Annotated in this window: 16 protein-coding genes; 8 read left to right on the plus strand and 8 right to left on the minus strand. The window is 59.7% G+C overall.

Annotation, left to right across the window (positions count from 1 at the left end):
* Positions 1–24 precede the first annotated feature (24 nt).
* The 4 genes from BVU99_RS20015 to BVU99_RS20030 all read right to left on the minus strand — a co-directional run bounded on the left by BVU99_RS20015 (position 25) and on the right by BVU99_RS20030 (position 4589).
* On the minus strand, positions 25–774 hold the full coding sequence (locus BVU99_RS20015) for a fimbria/pilus periplasmic chaperone (RefSeq protein ID WP_244590512.1): 750 nt from the start codon (positions 772–774) through the stop codon (positions 25–27).
* 96 nt (positions 775–870) lie between these two features.
* Positions 871–3405 (minus strand): outer membrane usher protein, encoded by a 2535-nt coding sequence (locus tag BVU99_RS20020; protein WP_075201352.1) that lies wholly within the window; start codon positions 3403–3405, stop codon positions 871–873.
* A 47-nt stretch (positions 3406–3452) separates the two neighbouring features.
* Entirely contained in the window at positions 3453–3989 is a 537-nt protein-coding gene (locus tag BVU99_RS20025) for a fimbrial protein (protein WP_025302213.1), read from the minus strand.
* Positions 3990–4067: 78 nt separating this feature from the next.
* Positions 4068–4589 carry a fimbrial protein gene (locus tag BVU99_RS20030; RefSeq protein ID WP_025302212.1) on the minus strand — a complete coding sequence of 174 codons (522 nt, stop codon included), beginning with the start codon at positions 4587–4589 and terminating at the stop codon, positions 4068–4070.
* A gap of 665 nt (positions 4590–5254) precedes the next feature.
* Here BVU99_RS20030 and BVU99_RS20035 point away from each other — a divergent pair.
* The 3 genes from BVU99_RS20035 to BVU99_RS20045 all read left to right on the plus strand — a co-directional run bounded on the left by BVU99_RS20035 (position 5255) and on the right by BVU99_RS20045 (position 7149).
* Positions 5255–5587, plus strand: a complete 333-nt coding sequence (locus tag BVU99_RS20035; RefSeq protein WP_025302211.1) for a hypothetical protein — start codon at positions 5255–5257, stop codon at positions 5585–5587.
* A 187-nt stretch (positions 5588–5774) separates the two neighbouring features.
* On the plus strand, positions 5775–6638 hold the full coding sequence (locus BVU99_RS20040; RefSeq protein WP_244590515.1) for a fimbrial protein: 864 nt from the start codon (positions 5775–5777) through the stop codon (positions 6636–6638).
* A 19-nt stretch (positions 6639–6657) separates the two neighbouring features.
* Complete coding sequence (locus tag BVU99_RS20045) at positions 6658–7149, plus strand: fimbrial protein (RefSeq protein ID WP_225735588.1); 492 nt, start codon at positions 6658–6660, stop codon at positions 7147–7149.
* A gap of 97 nt (positions 7150–7246) precedes the next feature.
* On the opposite strand, the gene BVU99_RS20050 is transcribed toward BVU99_RS20045, so the two are convergent.
* Positions 7247–8452 (minus strand): serine hydrolase, encoded by a 1206-nt coding sequence (locus tag BVU99_RS20050; RefSeq protein WP_043137823.1) that lies wholly within the window; start codon positions 8450–8452, stop codon positions 7247–7249.
* Between the two features lie 466 nt (positions 8453–8918).
* On the opposite strand from BVU99_RS20050, the gene BVU99_RS20055 reads away from it, so the two are divergent.
* Both BVU99_RS20055 and BVU99_RS20060 read left to right on the plus strand, forming a co-directional pair.
* The gene (locus tag BVU99_RS20055) at positions 8919–10286 is read left to right on the plus strand and encodes a cystathionine beta-synthase (RefSeq protein WP_043137826.1); all 1368 of its coding nucleotides are present in this window, start codon (positions 8919–8921) and stop codon (positions 10284–10286) included.
* Positions 10287–10298: 12 nt separating this feature from the next.
* Positions 10299–11444, plus strand: a complete 1146-nt coding sequence (locus tag BVU99_RS20060; RefSeq protein ID WP_025302206.1) for a PLP-dependent aspartate aminotransferase family protein — start codon at positions 10299–10301, stop codon at positions 11442–11444.
* A 59-nt stretch (positions 11445–11503) separates the two neighbouring features.
* Here the strand turns inward: BVU99_RS20060 and BVU99_RS20065 are convergent, their stop codons facing one another.
* Both BVU99_RS20065 and BVU99_RS20070 read right to left on the minus strand, forming a co-directional pair.
* Positions 11504–12526, minus strand: a complete 1023-nt coding sequence (locus BVU99_RS20065; RefSeq protein ID WP_099817574.1) for an isopenicillin N synthase family oxygenase — start codon at positions 12524–12526, stop codon at positions 11504–11506.
* Positions 12471–12707, minus strand: coding sequence for a hypothetical protein (locus tag BVU99_RS20070; protein WP_072008235.1), 237 nt, complete (start codon positions 12705–12707; stop codon positions 12471–12473). Before BVU99_RS20070 ends, BVU99_RS20065 begins: the two co-directional genes overlap by 56 nt.
* A gap of 107 nt (positions 12708–12814) precedes the next feature.
* On the opposite strand from BVU99_RS20070, the gene BVU99_RS20075 reads away from it, so the two are divergent.
* Both BVU99_RS20075 and BVU99_RS20080 read left to right on the plus strand, forming a co-directional pair.
* The gene (locus BVU99_RS20075) at positions 12815–13471 is read left to right on the plus strand and encodes an HAD family hydrolase (protein ID WP_025302204.1); all 657 of its coding nucleotides are present in this window, start codon (positions 12815–12817) and stop codon (positions 13469–13471) included.
* An 89-nt stretch (positions 13472–13560) separates the two neighbouring features.
* Positions 13561–14181: a glutathione S-transferase gene (locus BVU99_RS20080; RefSeq protein ID WP_025302203.1), complete on the plus strand. Its 621-nt coding sequence runs from the start codon at positions 13561–13563 to the stop codon at positions 14179–14181.
* Positions 14182–14194: 13 nt separating this feature from the next.
* Here the strand turns inward: BVU99_RS20080 and BVU99_RS20085 are convergent, their stop codons facing one another.
* Positions 14195–15295 carry a PQQ-dependent sugar dehydrogenase gene (locus BVU99_RS20085; RefSeq protein ID WP_099817575.1) on the minus strand — a complete coding sequence of 367 codons (1101 nt, stop codon included), beginning with the start codon at positions 15293–15295 and terminating at the stop codon, positions 14195–14197.
* 130 nt (positions 15296–15425) lie between these two features.
* Between BVU99_RS20085 and BVU99_RS20090 the strand changes: the two genes are divergently transcribed.
* A complete protein-coding gene (locus BVU99_RS20090; protein WP_025302201.1) occupies positions 15426–15845 on the plus strand; it encodes a GNAT family N-acetyltransferase in 420 nt (139 codons plus the stop codon).
* The last annotated feature ends 3 nt before the right edge of the window (positions 15846–15848 follow it).

Genomic DNA, 15848 nt, shown 5'->3' on the forward strand with positions numbered 1-15848 from the left:
TCTTCCCTGCTTGCGCGCGGATCGTCATTTGGCGACCGGTACGACCTGGCAGGCATTGCCGCCGCAGCGGAAGTTCAACTGCGGCCGACCACCGTAATCGTTGATGTACGCCAGCGACGGGCCGCTACCGAGGCTCGCGGCGGAGACGTTCAGCGGGGCGCTGGCCTTCGGCGCCACCATCAACGGTTCAAAGCCGGCGGCCCCTTTCCCGCCCTTGCCGGCGCTCGCCTCAACGATCGTCACGTAATAAGGGGTCGGGTTGTTCACCACGTACTTGTCGCCCTGCCGGGTCAGCGTCAGCTGCTCCTGCCACGGTGCGGCGTTCTTTTTCGGGGCGAGCGCCGCCGGGCGATAAAACATTTTGATGCGCGTCTGCAACGCTATCTGCAGCGTGTTCGGCTTATTGCTGCGCGGCGGGATCTCGCGCAGATTGAAGTAATACAGCGTCTCCCTGTCCTGCGGCAGCTGACGTGCTGCCGGCAGCGACTGGATCTTCACCTGGCTCGGTTTGCCCGGCTCCACCCGCTGCACCGGCGGCAGCACGGTAAAAGGGGTTTGGATTTTGTTGCCGCGATCGTCTTCGATCCATCCCTGCGCCAGATAAGGCAACTGTTTGTTCTGGTTACTGATGTTGAGACTGACCGTTTTCAGGTCGCCGTCGAAAATCACACGCGTGCGATCCAGCGCAATGGCCGCATGAGCGGGCAGGCTGACCGCGCCGATCGTCAACGCGGCGGCGAGCGGGCTCACAAGGAAAACGGTCTTTCTGGTCATAGTCAGATTCATCATGTCTTCACGGTTCCAGTCGGCCGGAAGCGGGCGAGCCCGCCCCGGCGGTTTAGCGGCGGAGCGCACTCCGCCGGGTGTATGTCAGTTGGCGTTCTCCGCCGGCTTGTTACCGGTGAGAGGACGGCAAGGCAGCAGCAGCGTATTCATCAACATTTCGGCCGGCAGCGGCGCCGGCAGCTGGATTTCACACTGCGCCGCGCCGTTCCAGTGCACGCTCATGCGCTCGCCGGGGTTGAGGCCGGACAGGTAAACGCTGCCGCCGTCATTGATGATGCCGGTCTCCTGCTTACGGGCATTCAGCACCGTGGCGCCGAACGGCGGCTCGCTGCCGTCCGCCAGCTTGACGATCGCCATCGCCTTCTCGCCGGCAATCACTTCAAACTTGCGGTAGCCGATAGCCCCCTCGGTCAACGTGGCCTGCACCACCGAACGCGTCGCCTCGACGTTGTCGCTTAGGCTGTTGAGATCGATGCTGGCCTTATTGCGGTAGTAGCTGTTCACATCCGCCACCACCGCCTTGCCGTAACGGTTGGTCAGCACCGTACTGCCATAGCCACGTACCGGTACACCGGCGACGCCTTCGGTATCGAGCAGCAAGCGCGTGCCGCCCGGCGTATTGACGCGGTGCAGCACCGCTCCTTCCGCCGCCATCGTCAGGCCGCCCTGCGCGCCGATGCCGACGGCGCTGTACCGGCCGGCCTGGTAGCTGGCGTTGGCATTGATCTGCGCCATATCGCCCTGATGGCTGTAATACCCGCTGGCCGTCGCCCCACTGCGCGCGGCGCCTGCGCTGATCTGATAGTTGTTGTGTTCATCAACCCGGTTGTAGTACCCGACCCGATGGGCGTTCTCTTCGCGATCGAGCGTCATGTTGTAACTGAGCGTCCCGGCGCTGCCCCAGGGCAGCGACAGCGACAGGTACATCCCGTCGTCGTTGCGCTCGTTGTAACGGTTGCGATAGGCCGACAGCGAAACGCTGACGTTCTTGAAATCGCCGATATCGAAGTAGCGCGATACCATCAGGTTGTAACGATCGTTCGGCGCCCGATCCCAGTAGGTTTGGTGGCTGTAGTTGAGATAGGTGCTGAGCCCCAGATCGCGGAACTGTTTGTTGAAGGTGATGGTGTACATCTCCTTGCTCTTGCCGCTGCGTCCCCCTTCGTAACGCGCATCGAGGTAGTCCCCCATGCTCATGAAATCTTCCTGGGAGAAGCGGTAACCGGCAAAGGTGACCTGGCTGTCGTATTCATCGAAGTTCTTCGAATAGCTCAGCCGGTACGAACCGCCGGTCAGCGTGCCATCCTGCGGCAAACGCGCACGCGACTGCGTGGCATCGAACGACAGCGCCCCCAGCGCCATCAGATCGCGCCCGATCCCCAGCGACAGCGCGTTATAATCGCCGCCGGCGATGCCCCCACCGTACAACGACCAGCCGTTGCTGATCCCCCAGGAGAACTCGCCGGTGCCAAACATCGGCCCGCGCAGATGGTGCCCCCACTCCGACGGTTTGCCCGTCGCCAGCTTGTAACGCACCGTACCCGGGCGCGTCAGATAAGGGATGTTGGCGGTGTTCATCTTGAACTCCTGCACGCTGCCGTCTTGCTCTTCGACGCGCACGTCCAGCTCGCCGGAAACGGCGTCATTGATGTCCTGAATGCGGAACGGCCCCGCCGCCACCTGCGTTTCATACAGCACGCGCCCCTGCTGGCTGACCACCACCTTAGCGTTGGTTTTCGCCACGCCGGTCACTTCCGGCGCATAGCCGCGCAGGTTGGGCGGCAACATGCTGTCGTCGGATCGCAGACTGACACCGGTAAAGCGCAGACTGTCGAAAATGTCGGAGTTCAGGTAATCCTCACCCATCGTCAACCGCGAACGCAGCGCCGGGATCGCCCGGTAGGCGTAATAGCGGCTCCAGTCGAACTGTTTATCGGTAGGCTGAGAAGAACCGGTCTGATGGTTGAGGTTAGCCTGCCAGTCGGCGCGCAGACGCCAGGCGCCCAGGTTGGCGCCGCCGGTGCCGTTGCCGCTCAGGCTGTAACTGCTGCCGCCTTTCTGGTGTTTTTGCGTTTGGGCGTTAACGTTATAGTCAAACAGCAGCCCAGGAATACCGTCATCCCAGCGCGAAGGCGGGTCCCAGTTTTCCGAGCTGTATTCCAGATAGGCCTGAGGAATGTTGAGATACAACGAGGAGCTGGCAAGATCGCCGCGGGCTTCCATCCCCGCCAGACTCGAGGCGTCAAGGCAACGGCCGCCGTGCGTCCAGTTCAGCGTGCTTAACAGTTTTTCTTTCAGCCCCAGTTGGTTGACCAATTCCGGCGAAAGACAGGCTTCGCTGCCTTTAGGATCGTTCTCAGGTGCCAAAAACGTCACCGGCTGTTCCGGCAGGTCGTTCTTATTGACGTGCACCACCATGGTATAAACGCCCGGCATGATGTAGCCGCTGCGCGTAAATTGGCTCAGATCGATATTTTTACGATCGTTGATGTCTAATACGTCAGTATTGAATTGAATAACGTCGGCGGCATAGACCAACGCGATCGGATTTCCCAGAGAAAGGGCAACACAGAGCCCCAAAGCTTGAAGACGAAATAACTTCCCTGCCGGTGAAAGCATAATAAAAGTCCTTTCAATAACGAATTAACCGTCAGTACGAGAAAAAATCAAAAATAATCCAGCTTAAAACGCACTGTGGAAAAATACGCTCCCGCCTTCAACGGCTGATGATTCGGCATCAACGTCATGGAATAATTCAGCACTCTATTTCCCGGTATTATTCCTTCCATCGGTAAGGGTTTCCCTGGAATAACCGGCGTGCCGTTGCTGTCTTTTATCTTCAATGCGACGCCGCGCGCCTCGCCCTGTACGCCAAACAGAGCGCCTTCCGCATAACCATCAAACGTGACCTGAAAGAATTTCCAATCAGGTTTGTTTTCCGGCCGTTCCAAAATGCAGTTGACCAATTCAATACTGAAAGGTTTGGTCATCCCCTGGCCGTCACGAATGATCTGCCCGAGAGGAAGAGTGTCCATATCGATCGTCTGATCGCGGCTGCCGGCGGCAATGGCGCAGGCGGTGTCGATAATGGCGCCGTGCATGTTGACTTTGCCCCACCCCTGCGCGGCGGAAGTTGCATAGCCGGGCGCAAACGCCAACGACGCCAAAAGAACGGCACCCGCTCGATTCCTTGGTAAAAACATCGCGACATTCCTTTGACAGGGAGATTCACCAGGCATGTGGCGAGCCCCATGCCTGGTTGATTAAGCCTTCGGACTCACTTACTGATAAGCCAGGGTGAAATCGGCTACGGCGGTGAAGTCGCCCGGAACGATGGCGGCGGAAGCGCCTTCGCCCTGCAGGTAGGCGGCGAAATGCAGGGTGTTGTTGCCGGTGTTCAGAGTCTGCGCGGTAGTCGCTTCACCCAGTTTGATCGGCTGGCCGTTGTAAGAGATAGCTACGCCGGCGCCGCTGGCGGTGCCCGCGATGCCCAGCAGATCCTTATCGGTAGACGATGCTACGCCGCTAAAGGTGGTTTTAACGGTTTTCAGGGTGGTGATGTCGCACTGCTCCAGCTTGATTTCAAACGGACGCGGGTTGGATTTGCCGCCGTTTTTCAACGCCACGTTGGACACCTGGCCCAGATCTACGGTCTGATCGATCGACTCAGGCGCAATAGAGCATGGCGCATCAATAATAGAGCCCGTGAAGGTGACCTTACCGTGTCCCTGATCGGCTGCCTGTGCAAAAGAACTTGCGCCAAATGCAATCACTGCAGCCATCATGATTTTGTTAAGTTTCATAGAACCTATATTCCTTATAAGAAAAAATGCATATTCCAATCAAGAAAAAGAGCCACAGGAAACCTGCTCGCGCTTATATGTGCGCAGCCCTAATTCTTTAGCATCTTGCTAGTTGGTTAACTGCCAAACCCCAAAGGCACCGACAATAAAAAAGTCGATAACGGCAAGTCTGCAGCGGCCCACCCATTAATGAATTCGCCCTATAAAAATAAACGAAATCACAACGAGCAAGGGCCAATACTTTCTAATCCGCCCTTCTTGTTCGGCGATGAATATTCTGGCAAATGCCTCTCAGCAAAAAAAGGCTTTTTTTGATCAAGGCGAACATTCGCAATTTATTTCCTAATTGAAGTTAATTTACTGTTATTTTTAGGCTCATAGATCGTAAAAAATACTTTTATAGAGCAATATCCTGTTTTTGCGAGATTCACAAGTAATCAGATCGCAAAGTGGCGCTTTGTGAATATAATAAACCAAAATTTTAGGTTTCTGCGTGACGCCACCCCTGCCTGAACATAGGTAAAAACGGGGCGGGCAACGCCTTTTTTTTCAATCCTGATAAATAGATAGGAATTTTCTTTGTTCGCGTTTTACCTCGTTGTTGGTAGGCGGCGAATGTTTGTTTTTTCTTAGGAATACGGCAATCGGAATACAGAGGAAGTGCTATGGAAGCGTTATCTCCGAAACAAAAGGAAATACGGCAATTGCAGCACGATCTGCTGCAAACATTATTCGCGCAATCGCCCCGTCAATGTCCCGTCGCCGGGCCGCCGCCACAGCAGCAGTGGCTCTCGACGCGGCAACTGGCCAATGCCGTCAACGTCGGTGTTTACCGGGCTCGACGGCTGTTATTGGATCTTGTCGCCCGACAAGAAGTGATTGTGACGGACGGCTCCATCAACAACTCGTTGAGGTGGTATCCCACCGCGTTGCTGGACGGTGGTGATAACAACGGCATACCCAACAAAGATGCATCTCACTCTCCTTTAACGGAATAAATAGGGCCAGCCGGCCTGATTGGCAATATTTCATTGCGGAGTAACGCCGCACACCATTTATATATATCGGGATATTATCGTGAGAAAAACAGCCCTGCTATTTTTACGTTGCTGCCTGGCACTCTCTTTCTTCCTGCTGCTTGGCAACGCCAACGCATTTACCTGCCGCACGTCCGATGGCGGACTGATTCCACCCGGGGGCTCGACCACGCCGGTTGACGTCCGGGTACGCATCGGGCCACAGCTTTCTTATGGCAAAAACGAAATCGTCAACGTCAGCCAGGTCACCTGTAAAAACGACGTCGCGAGCTGGTACGACTATCTCAAAACCGATAGCCCGGCGCTGTCGATGAACGGCGCGATTTTTGGCTCGATCGGCAGCGGCACCACCATCAACGGCAGCGACTATAACTCCCCGGTGCCTGCCGGCATCAGCGTACTCAGCCTCACCGGCTTGCAGACCCAGTCTGTCGCCATCCGGGTCTATATCGTGTTGAACCGTTTCCCAACGCCGGACATCAAGGTGAACAAGGGCGACGTCATCGGCCAAATCAACTTTATTCAGACCAACGATCAGCCGGGTTGTCCGCAGTGCGGCGTTTATCGCTGGCGCCTGATCGCCGACAACGACGCCTACTTCGTCACCACCAGTTGCACCATCAACAACGGCCAGCAGATTAATGTCGACTTCGGCCAGATCCGCCAGGACTTTCTGACTCAAAGCGCCAGCGATGCCCAGATAAAACAGGACAAAGCGCTCAGCTACCAGTGCGACGATCAGAGTGCGACGCAGGATATTCTGATCCGCATGGTCAGCGACGCCAGCGGCTTCTCCAGCGATTTTATCAAGACCACCAATCCTAACGTCGGCGTGGCGATGGTGTATAACGGCGCGGTGGTGAAACCCAACAATGCCTTCAGAACACGCATCGTCAACGGTCTGGGTAACGATACCGTGACCTTTGTGCCGGTGAAGAACAATGTCCCTTACACCAGCATCGCCACCGGTCCGCTGTCGGGCTCGGCCACGCTGATCTTCAGCGCACCTTGAGACGGGAGCCAGAATGAACATGACGATAAAAACGGGCTGCGCCCTGCTGTTGGCGCTGGAATTGATTAGCTCGGCCGCTCAGGCCGCCGATCAGGGCACCAAAGTCAACATCACCGCCACCGTAGTGGCGCCTCCGCCTTGCGTGATCAACGACGGGCGCACCATCGATATCGACTTCGGCAAGGTAGGCATCAAGCGCATCGACGGCAACCGCTATATGCAACGCATCGATTACAGCATCAAATGCGAGTTTCTGGATAACAGCCGCCAGCTGAAAATGAAGATCATGGGCGGCGCGGCGGCCTTCGACGGCAGCGTGTTAACCAGCAGCGTCAATGGATTGGGCATCAAGCTGTTGGCCAACGGTAAGGCCTTCGCCATCAATACGCCGCTGGACATCGACTACGCCAATCCGCCGACGCTTGATGCGGTGCCGGTAAAAAACAGCGCCGTCACCCTGGCGGAAGGCGATTTCACCAGCGGCGCCACCATGCTGGTGGACTACTTTTAATCACCGCGCCGCAGAAACTCGCGAAAAAAAGCCGCAACGTCTCCGTTGCGGCTTGGTCGAGGATGGTGCGCCCGGGGCGCTCCTTACATCAGGCTATTCAGCCGAAGATCCCGCCGAACCACTGGCTCAGCTTCATCATCACCATATCCCAGATGCGGCTGAAGAAGTTGCCCTCTTTCACCTCTTGCATCACCACCAGCGGGTGCTGTTCGATGGTTTTGCCGTCCAGCTGGAAATCGATGGTGCCGACCACCTGGTTTTTCGCCAGCGGCGCTTCCAGCGTCGGTTGGGTCAGCTTGTAGCTGGCCTTCAGGTTTTTCATCTGCCCTTTCGGAATGGTGACCGAGGCGTCTTTCGCCACGCCAAGCGGCACTTCGCTGACGTCGCCGAACCACACTTTCTGGGTGACGAACGGTTTATCGGCCTTGATCGGCGTCGCGGTTTCATAGAAGCGGAAGCCCCAGGTCAGCAGCTTTTCGCTTTCGCTAAAGCGCACGCGATCGCTCGGCGCGCCTAAAACCACCGAGATCAGACGCATCGGTCCGTCGGTAGCGGACGCCACCAGGTTGTGGCCGGCGCCGCTGGTGTAACCGGTCTTGATACCGTCGACGTTCAGGTTGCTGCTCCACAGCAGACGGTTGCGGTTAATCTGGCGGATCTTGTTGAAGGTGAACTCTTTCTCTTTATGCAGCGCGTATTCGTCCGGCACGTCGCGGATCAGCGCCTGACTCAACAGCGCCATGTCACGCGCGGTGCTGTACTGCCCTTCCGCATCCAGGCCGTGCACCGTCAGGAAGTGGGTATTCTGCAGGCCCAGGGATTTGGCATAGTTGTTCATCAGGCCAACGAACGAATCCTGGCTGCCCGCCACGTAGTCTGCCAGCGCGATGCTGGCATCGTTACCCGACTGGATCACGATACCCTTATTCAGTTCCAGCACCGGCACCTGATCGCCAGGCTTGATGAACATCAGCGAAGAGCCGCGCAGCGCCGGGTTACCGGGCGCCCAGGCGTCTTTGCCGACGGTGACCATGTCTTCCGGCTTGATCTTGCCGGCCTTGATCGCCTGGCCGATCACGTAGCTGGACATGATCTTGGTCAGGCTGGCGGGATCGAGACGGGTGTCGGCATTGCCTTCGGTCAGCACCTTGCCGCTGTTGTAATCCATCAGAATGTAGGCCTTGGCGTCTACCTGCGGCGGCGCCGGCGGCTCGGCGGCGCGCACGGCCGGGGCAGCCAGCAACAGGATGCCTACGCTGAAGGTCAGTTTTTTCAGGGAAGTGGATAAGTTTTTTTTCATCATGACGTCGCCAGAGTGTCCATTCAAACCATTGAAATAGCGTTAACTTTCAAACATGTTCACGTTTTAAGCCAACCAGCGAGAGTGGCCCGGTGCGCGCATGCCGGCCGCAACCCCCTGCGGCGCCCATAGCGGGTAACACAACGCACCGAAAATGCCCTTGCTGTGAGTTTATGTGATTTATCTTATTTTTGCAGGGTTTAGCGTGAATTTTCAGCATTTTTACATAACTGTACGCAGCCCCCCGCTTATCGTTCAAAAAAGCATCGAGACGCGCATTTTTGCACCCACCCACGGCTACACGGCCAAGCATCTGCACCGCTAAACATCCGCGCTTCCATACGTCCAAAAAAGATTAATATATTCCATAATGGCATATAGAACCGTTATTTGTTCTTTTTAAAGCGCTTATCCTCAGCGCTATCATCCGCACAACGACTTTTATACCGAATAATCCTGGAGATGAGTCATGGCGATCCCCCATTCCGTCATCGAGATGATTGGCAATACCCCGATGCTGGAACTGACCCAGTTCGATACCGGCCCATGCCGGCTGTTCGTCAAGCTGGAGAACCAAAACCCCGGCGGTTCGATCAAAGACCGCGTCGCGCTGTCGATGATCGAACAGGCCGAGCGCGACGGCAAACTGCAGCCGGGCGGCACCATCATCGAAGCCACCGCCGGCAATACCGGCCTGGGGTTGGCGCTGGTAGCGGCGCTGAAAGGCTATAAGCTGCTGCTGGTGGTGCCGGACAAGATGAGCCGCGAAAAGATCTTCCACCTGCGCGCACTGGGCGTGGAAGTGCTGCTGACCCGTTCGGACGTCGGCAAAGGGCACCCGGCTTACTATCAGGATTACGCCAAACGCCTCGCTGGAGAGATCCCCGGCGCCTTTTATATCGATCAGTTCAACAACCCGGCCAATCCGGCGGCCCATACGACCACTACCGCGCCCGAACTGTGGCAGCAGATGGAGCATGACGTGGACGCTATCGTCGTCGGTGTCGGCTCCGGCGGCACGCTGGGCGGGCTGAGCCGCTATTTCGCCGACGTTTCGCCGCAGACGGAATTTGTGCTCGCCGACCCTGCCGGCTCTATCCTGGCGGACTATCTCGACAACGGCCACATCGGCGAAGCGGGCAGTTGGTTAGTTGAGGGCATCGGCGAAGACTTCGTCCCACCACTCAGCGACTTTGACCAGGTCCGCCACGCGTACCGCATCGGCGACGCGGAGGCCTTCATCACCGCGCGCGATCTGCTGCGCAAGGAAGGCGTGCTGGCGGGATCGTCCACCGGCACCCTGCTGGCCGCCGCTCTGCGTTACTGCCGTGCGCAAACCGAACCCAAGCGGGTCGTGACCTTCGTTTGCGACAGCGGCAACAAATACCTGTCTAAAATGTATAACGACCACTGGATGCTGGAGCAGGGCCTGCTGAGCAAACCGCAGCACGGCGATCTGCGCGATCTGATCGCCTATCGCCACGACGAAGGCGCCGCCGTTTCCGCCGCGCCGGACGACACGCTGGCGATCGTGCACGCCCGCATGCGGCTGTACGACATCTCGCAGCTACCGGTGCTGGAAGGCGATCGGGTGGTCGGATTGATCGATGAGTGGGATCTGCTGAACGCCGTCCAGGCCGACGCCGCCCACTTCAGCCTGCCGGCCGGCAGCGCGATGACCAAGCAGGTCCAGACGCTGCAAAAGGAAGCCGGCTACGAGGAATTACAGGCCACCTTCAACCATGGCCACGTCGCGGTGGTGCTCGACGGCGAGCGCTTCCTCGGCCTGATTACCCGCACAGACGTGCTTAACGCCTGGCGCCAAAAATTACGTTAATAAGGACCCATTATGGCCAAGTTTGATACGTTGACCGTTCACGCCGGTTACACCCCGGACGCGACCGGCGCAGTGATGCCGGCGATTTACGCCACCTCCACCTACGCCCAACCGGCACCGGGCGAGCATACCGGCTACGAATACTCCCGCAGCGCCAACCCGACGCGCACCGCGCTGGAAAGCGCCATCGCCGAACTGGAAGGCGGCAGCCGCGGCTACGCCTTCGCCTCCGGTCTGGCGGCCTGCTCCACGGTGCTGGAGCTGCTCGATAAAGACAGCCACCTGATCGCGGTAGACGACCTGTACGGCGGCACCTATCGCCTGCTGGAAAAAGTGCGCAGTCGCACCGCCGGCCTGCGCGTGACTTACGTGTCGCCGGCGGATCTCGCCGGGCTGGAACAGGCGATCGAACCGGATACCAAAATGATCTGGGTCGAAACGCCGACCAACCCTCTGCTCAAGCTGGCGGATCTGAGCGCCATCGCCGCGATCGCCAAAAAGCATCAGCTCATCAGCGTGGCGGACAACACCTTCGCCTCGCCGTATCTGCAACGTCCGCTGGATCTGGGTTTTGACGTGGTGGTGCACTCCGCCACCAAATACCTCAACGGCCACTCCGACGTGGTGGCGGGCGTCGCGGCGGTGGGGGATAACCCGGCGCTGGCGGAACAGCTCGGCTTCCTGCAAAACGCGGTCGGCGGCATTCTCGATCCGTTCAGCAGCTTCCTGACGCTGCGCGGCATTCGCACTCTGGCACTGCGCATGCAGCGCCACAGCGACAGCGCGCTGCGCATCGCCCAGTGGCTGGAGAGCCAGCCGCAGGTGGAAAACGTCTATTACCCTGGCCTGCCGAGCCATCCGCAGCATGAGCTGGCGGCACGCCAGATGACGCGCTTCGGCGGCATGATCTCGGTACGGCTGAAAGGCGACGACGCCTATGCGCGTCGGGTCATCCAGCGTTCGCGCCTGTTCACCCTGGCGGAAAGCCTGGGCGGCGTGGAAAGCCTGATTAGCCAGCCGTTCAGCATGACGCACGCCTCCATTCCGCTGGAACAGCGCCTGGCAACCGGCATCACGCCGCAGCTGGTGCGCCTGTCGGTAGGGATTGAGGATGTGGAAGATCTGATCGCCGATCTGCAGCAGGCGCTGGCGGAATAATCGCCTGAATCAATCGCCATCAGCCCGGCCGGCGCGCCGGGCTTTTTTGTGCCTGATGTTCAGACGCCGATGACGTCCCGATAAAAGCGCTGTGCCACATCGGGGTGGGAACGGATGCGACCTTTCAGGTAGTTATACCCCACGTCGCGCAGCAGCGGGTTGAGCGGATCGCTGGCCGGGCCCCGAGCCTGCGCCCCCAGCGGCGGCGGCAGTTGATACAGCGGCACCACCGCGTCCAGCCGTGCGCCGAGGAAGAACGCGATCGACAACCTGTCGCGCCCCGCCGGCGGCGTCTCCACCCGGTGCACCGTGGCGCGCAGATAGCCGTTGGTCGCCAGCTCCAGCAGCTCGCCGATGTTCACCACGAAAGTGTCTTCATGCGGCTGCGCGTCTATCCACCGCCCTTCGCTCACCTCCACCTGCAGCCCTTTTTGCGCGTCCTGCAGCAGGAAGCTGAGAAACCCGGAGTCCTTGTGTGCGCCAACGCCCTGTGCGCTGCCGGTAGCCTCCCGCCCCGGATAGCGGATCAGTTTGATGTGCTCGTTGGGCTTCTCGCCGTACAAGCGATCGAACGCCTGCTCCGGCAGCGACAGCGCCAAAGCGAAAGCGCGCAGCAGCCGCAGCGACATGGCGGTCATCGCCTGTTGCCACTGCAGCAGCAGCGGTTTCAACGTCGGTAGCGCTGCCGGCCACTGGTTTGGCCCCTGCAGGCGTGCCCAGCGTGGCGTGTCGTCAGACAACGTCAGCGCCGGGCGTTCGGCGCCGATATCGAACTGCTCGCGCCAGTCAGGCTGCCCGCGCGTGAGCTCCGCCGCCGCCCGGTTGTAACCGCGAAAGTGCGGCGAATGCACCATCTGCACCGCCAGCTTGTCGGCTTCCGGCAGGGCGAAAAATTGCCGCGCGGCGTGCTGCAGTCGCGCATTCAACGCGCCGTCTACGCCGTGCCCACGCAGATAGAAAAAACCGACGTCGCGGGCCGCCGCGCGCAAATCGTCGAGAAAGGCGTGCCGCTGGCGCGCATCACCGTCAAGCTGCGAAAGATCCAGCAGCGGCAGCGTCTTCAGCGTCGTCAGATGCGTCATCATGCGGTTCCTCTTCTTCCCCGATCACGATCGGGCTGCCATACAGACGAATAATCAACATTGTCACTCCCCAGCGGGTAGCTGCATTTGCCCCATAGTTATCACCGCGCTCGCCGGAGCGGCCAATATTGTTGCGTTCTAAGTTATGCAAACGTTCAACAAACTGTCGCAAAACCGTCATCAATGTTTCTTATGCTCTGCGCAATTTCGCCGACGCCGCTGGCTGGCGATGGGCGCTATCCGCTATCCTGTAAACGACTTCATACCCTGCCTGCCGGAGAAATACTGATGGATTTAGCCTTATTCGACCTGGATGAAACCCTGATTGACGATGACAGCGCCAGCCTGTGGATCCGCTGGCTGGTCGGCCAGGGCTTCGCGCCGGCGGAGCTGGAACTGCAGGAGCAGCAGCTGATGCAGCTCTATTATCAGGGCAAGCTGTCGATGGAGGACTACATGCAGGCCACGCTGGCGCCGCTGACCGGCCTGAGCGTGCAAACCGTGGCCGGCTGGGTGCAACGCTACATTCGCCGCGATATCCTGCCGCGCGTCTATCCCGCCGCCCGTGAGCGCCTGCAGTGGCACCGCGAACGCGGCGACTGCATCCTGGTGATCTCCGCCACCGGCGAGCACCTGGTGGCGCCGATCGCCGAACAGCTCGGCGCCGACGATGCGCTGGCAATCGGCGTGGAAATCAGCGACGGTCGCTTCACCGGCCACACCTACGGCACCATGACCTACCAACAGGGCAAGGTGATCCGCCTGCAGCACTGGCTTGCGCAGCATCCGCACCTGAAGTTCGAGCACAGCCACGGCTACAGCGACTCTCTCAACGACAAGGCGATGCTGCAATTCGTCGACAGCGCCACGGTGATCAACCCCGACAGCGAACTGAGCGCGCTAGCGGCGGAGCACGGCTGGGAAGTGTGCCGCTGGGAGCGTTGATCGGCAGACAAAAAATGCCCTGCGGTGTGACAAAAAGCGCATTGTGGCGTAGGTATTAAGGGTCTTTAATCCGCTAACGGAGTTATCCCATGCTGACCATTTGGGGTCGTGAGAATTCGAACAACGTCAGGAAGGTGCTGTGGTGCGCCGCCGAACTGGGGCTGAGCTATACCCACATCAACGCCGGCGGCGCGTTCGGCAAGGTCAACGAAGAGAGTTACCGCGCGTTGAACCCGAACGGCCTGGTGCCGCTGCTGCAGGACGATGACTTCGTGCTGTGGGAGTCCAACACTATCGTGCGCTACCTGGCGGCGAAATTCGGCGACGCGACGTTCTATCCGCAAGATCTGCAGGCGCGCGCCGCCGCCGAGAAATGGATGGACTGGACCACCTCAACCATCGTTCCGGCCTTCACCATCGTCTTTTGGGGCCTGATCCGCACCGCGCCGGAGCTGCGCGACATGGCGAAAATAGAAGCGGCGATCGCCACGCTGGAAAAACACTTCGATATCATTGAACAGACGTTGGCGCACCAGCCTTACCTCTCCGGCGACGCGTTCGGCTTCGGCGATATCCCGCTCGGCAGCTTCGCCTACGGCTGGTTCGAGATGCCGATCGCCCGCCGCCCACGGCCGAACATGGAGCGCTGGTATCAGCAACTGCGCGCTCGCCCGGCCTATCAGCGCGGCGTGATGAGCGAGCTCACCTGATGCGTGCGGGGCGTTACGACGCCCCGACCTTCAGCAGCTTGCCGTCCCGTTCGTCCGTCAACAGATACAGGTAGCCATCCGGCCCGCTGCGCACCTCGCGAATGCGTTCGCCGCGATCGCCCAGCAGCCGCTCTTCCGCCACCACTTTGTCACCCTCCAGCGTCAGGCGAATCAGTTCCTTTTGCGCCAGCGCGCCGATGAACAGCGAGTGACGCCAGGCAGGGAAGCGCTGCCCGTCATAGAACGCCATGCCGCTGAGGCCGGGCGAGACTCGCCAATAGTGCAGCGGTTGTTCGGTGCCGGGCACCCGCTCTCCTTTCGCCTCCGGGATCGGCTGGCCGGAATAGTTGATGCCGTAGGTGGCCAGCGGCCAGCCGTAGTTTTTACCCGGCAGCGGGATGTTGAGCTCATCGCCGCCGCGCGGGCCGTGCTCGTGTTCCCAGATCGCGCCGCTCCACGGGTTCAACGCCAGCCCTTGCGGATTGCGGTGGCCGTAAGACCAGACCTCCGGCCGTTTGCCGGCCTGGCCGACCCAGGGATTGTCCGGCGGTACCACGCCCTCGGCGGTCAGCCGCACCAGCTTGCCCTGCAGCTTGTCAGTCTCCTGCGCCGTCGGCCGCTGGTTGTTTTCGCCCAGCGCGATAAACAGGTAGCCCTGCCGGTCGAACGCCAGCTTGCCGCCGAAGTGATTGCCGACCGACAGCTTGGGCAGCTGGCGGAAGATCACCTTGAAGTTTTCCAGCCGCGCGCCGTCGTCGCTCAAACGGCCGTAGCCGACCGCCGTGCCGGCTTTGCCGCCGTCACCCGGTTCGGCGAAGCTGAGGTACACCCGGCGGCTGGCGGCGAAGTCGGGGGCCGGCAACACCTCCAGCAGGCCGCCCTGCCCCTCGGCGTAGACCTGCGGCACGCCGGCGATCGGTGCCGACAGGCCTTTGCCCGGCTGCCATAGCCGCAGCCGACCGGGCCGTTCGGTGATAAGCAGGCCTTGATCCGCCGGCAAGAAGGCCAGCGACCAGGGGTGTTCCAGGCCGTCCTGCAGTTGGCTGACCGTCGGCGCGGCGTGCAGCAGGCCGCTGCACAGCAGCAAACCGGCCAGCAGAGTCAATCGGGGCATGGTGTCCTCCTGGGGTGAAATGACCCGTTTAGTGTAGCCCACTCAGCGGATGTGGTCGTTTGCATTACATTTCAATAGGTTGCCTTTTGGCCGTAGTGTGCTTAAGTTAACGCATCACCCAGGAGGAAAAATGGACATTACCGTTACCGACGCGATTGACGAACAAACCCTCGATGCGATCAGGCAAGGGCTGCGCGCTTACAACCTGCCGCATATCGACGCCAGCCACCGCAAGCCGCTCAGCGTCTATGCGCGCGACGAAGCCGGTACGGTGATCGGCGGCCTGACCGCCGAAACCTGGGGCAACTGGCTGAGCGTCGAGTGGCTGTGGGTGGCGGATACCCAGCGCGGCAGCGGCCTCGGCGGCCGGTTGATGCGCGCCGCCGAACGCGAGGCGCAGGCGCGCGGCTGCCGCTACGCTCGCCTGGATACCTTCAGCTTCCAGGCGCGGCCGTTCTACGAAAAACTCGGCTATCAGTTGCAAATGACGCTGAAAGATTATCCGGTGGAACATGAGTGTTATTTTCTCACCAAAACCCTGACTGATTAATGG

Source organism: Serratia sp. OLAL2, from assembly GCF_002752475.1.
Taxonomy (GTDB): domain Bacteria; phylum Pseudomonadota; class Gammaproteobacteria; order Enterobacterales; family Enterobacteriaceae; genus Serratia; species Serratia bockelmannii.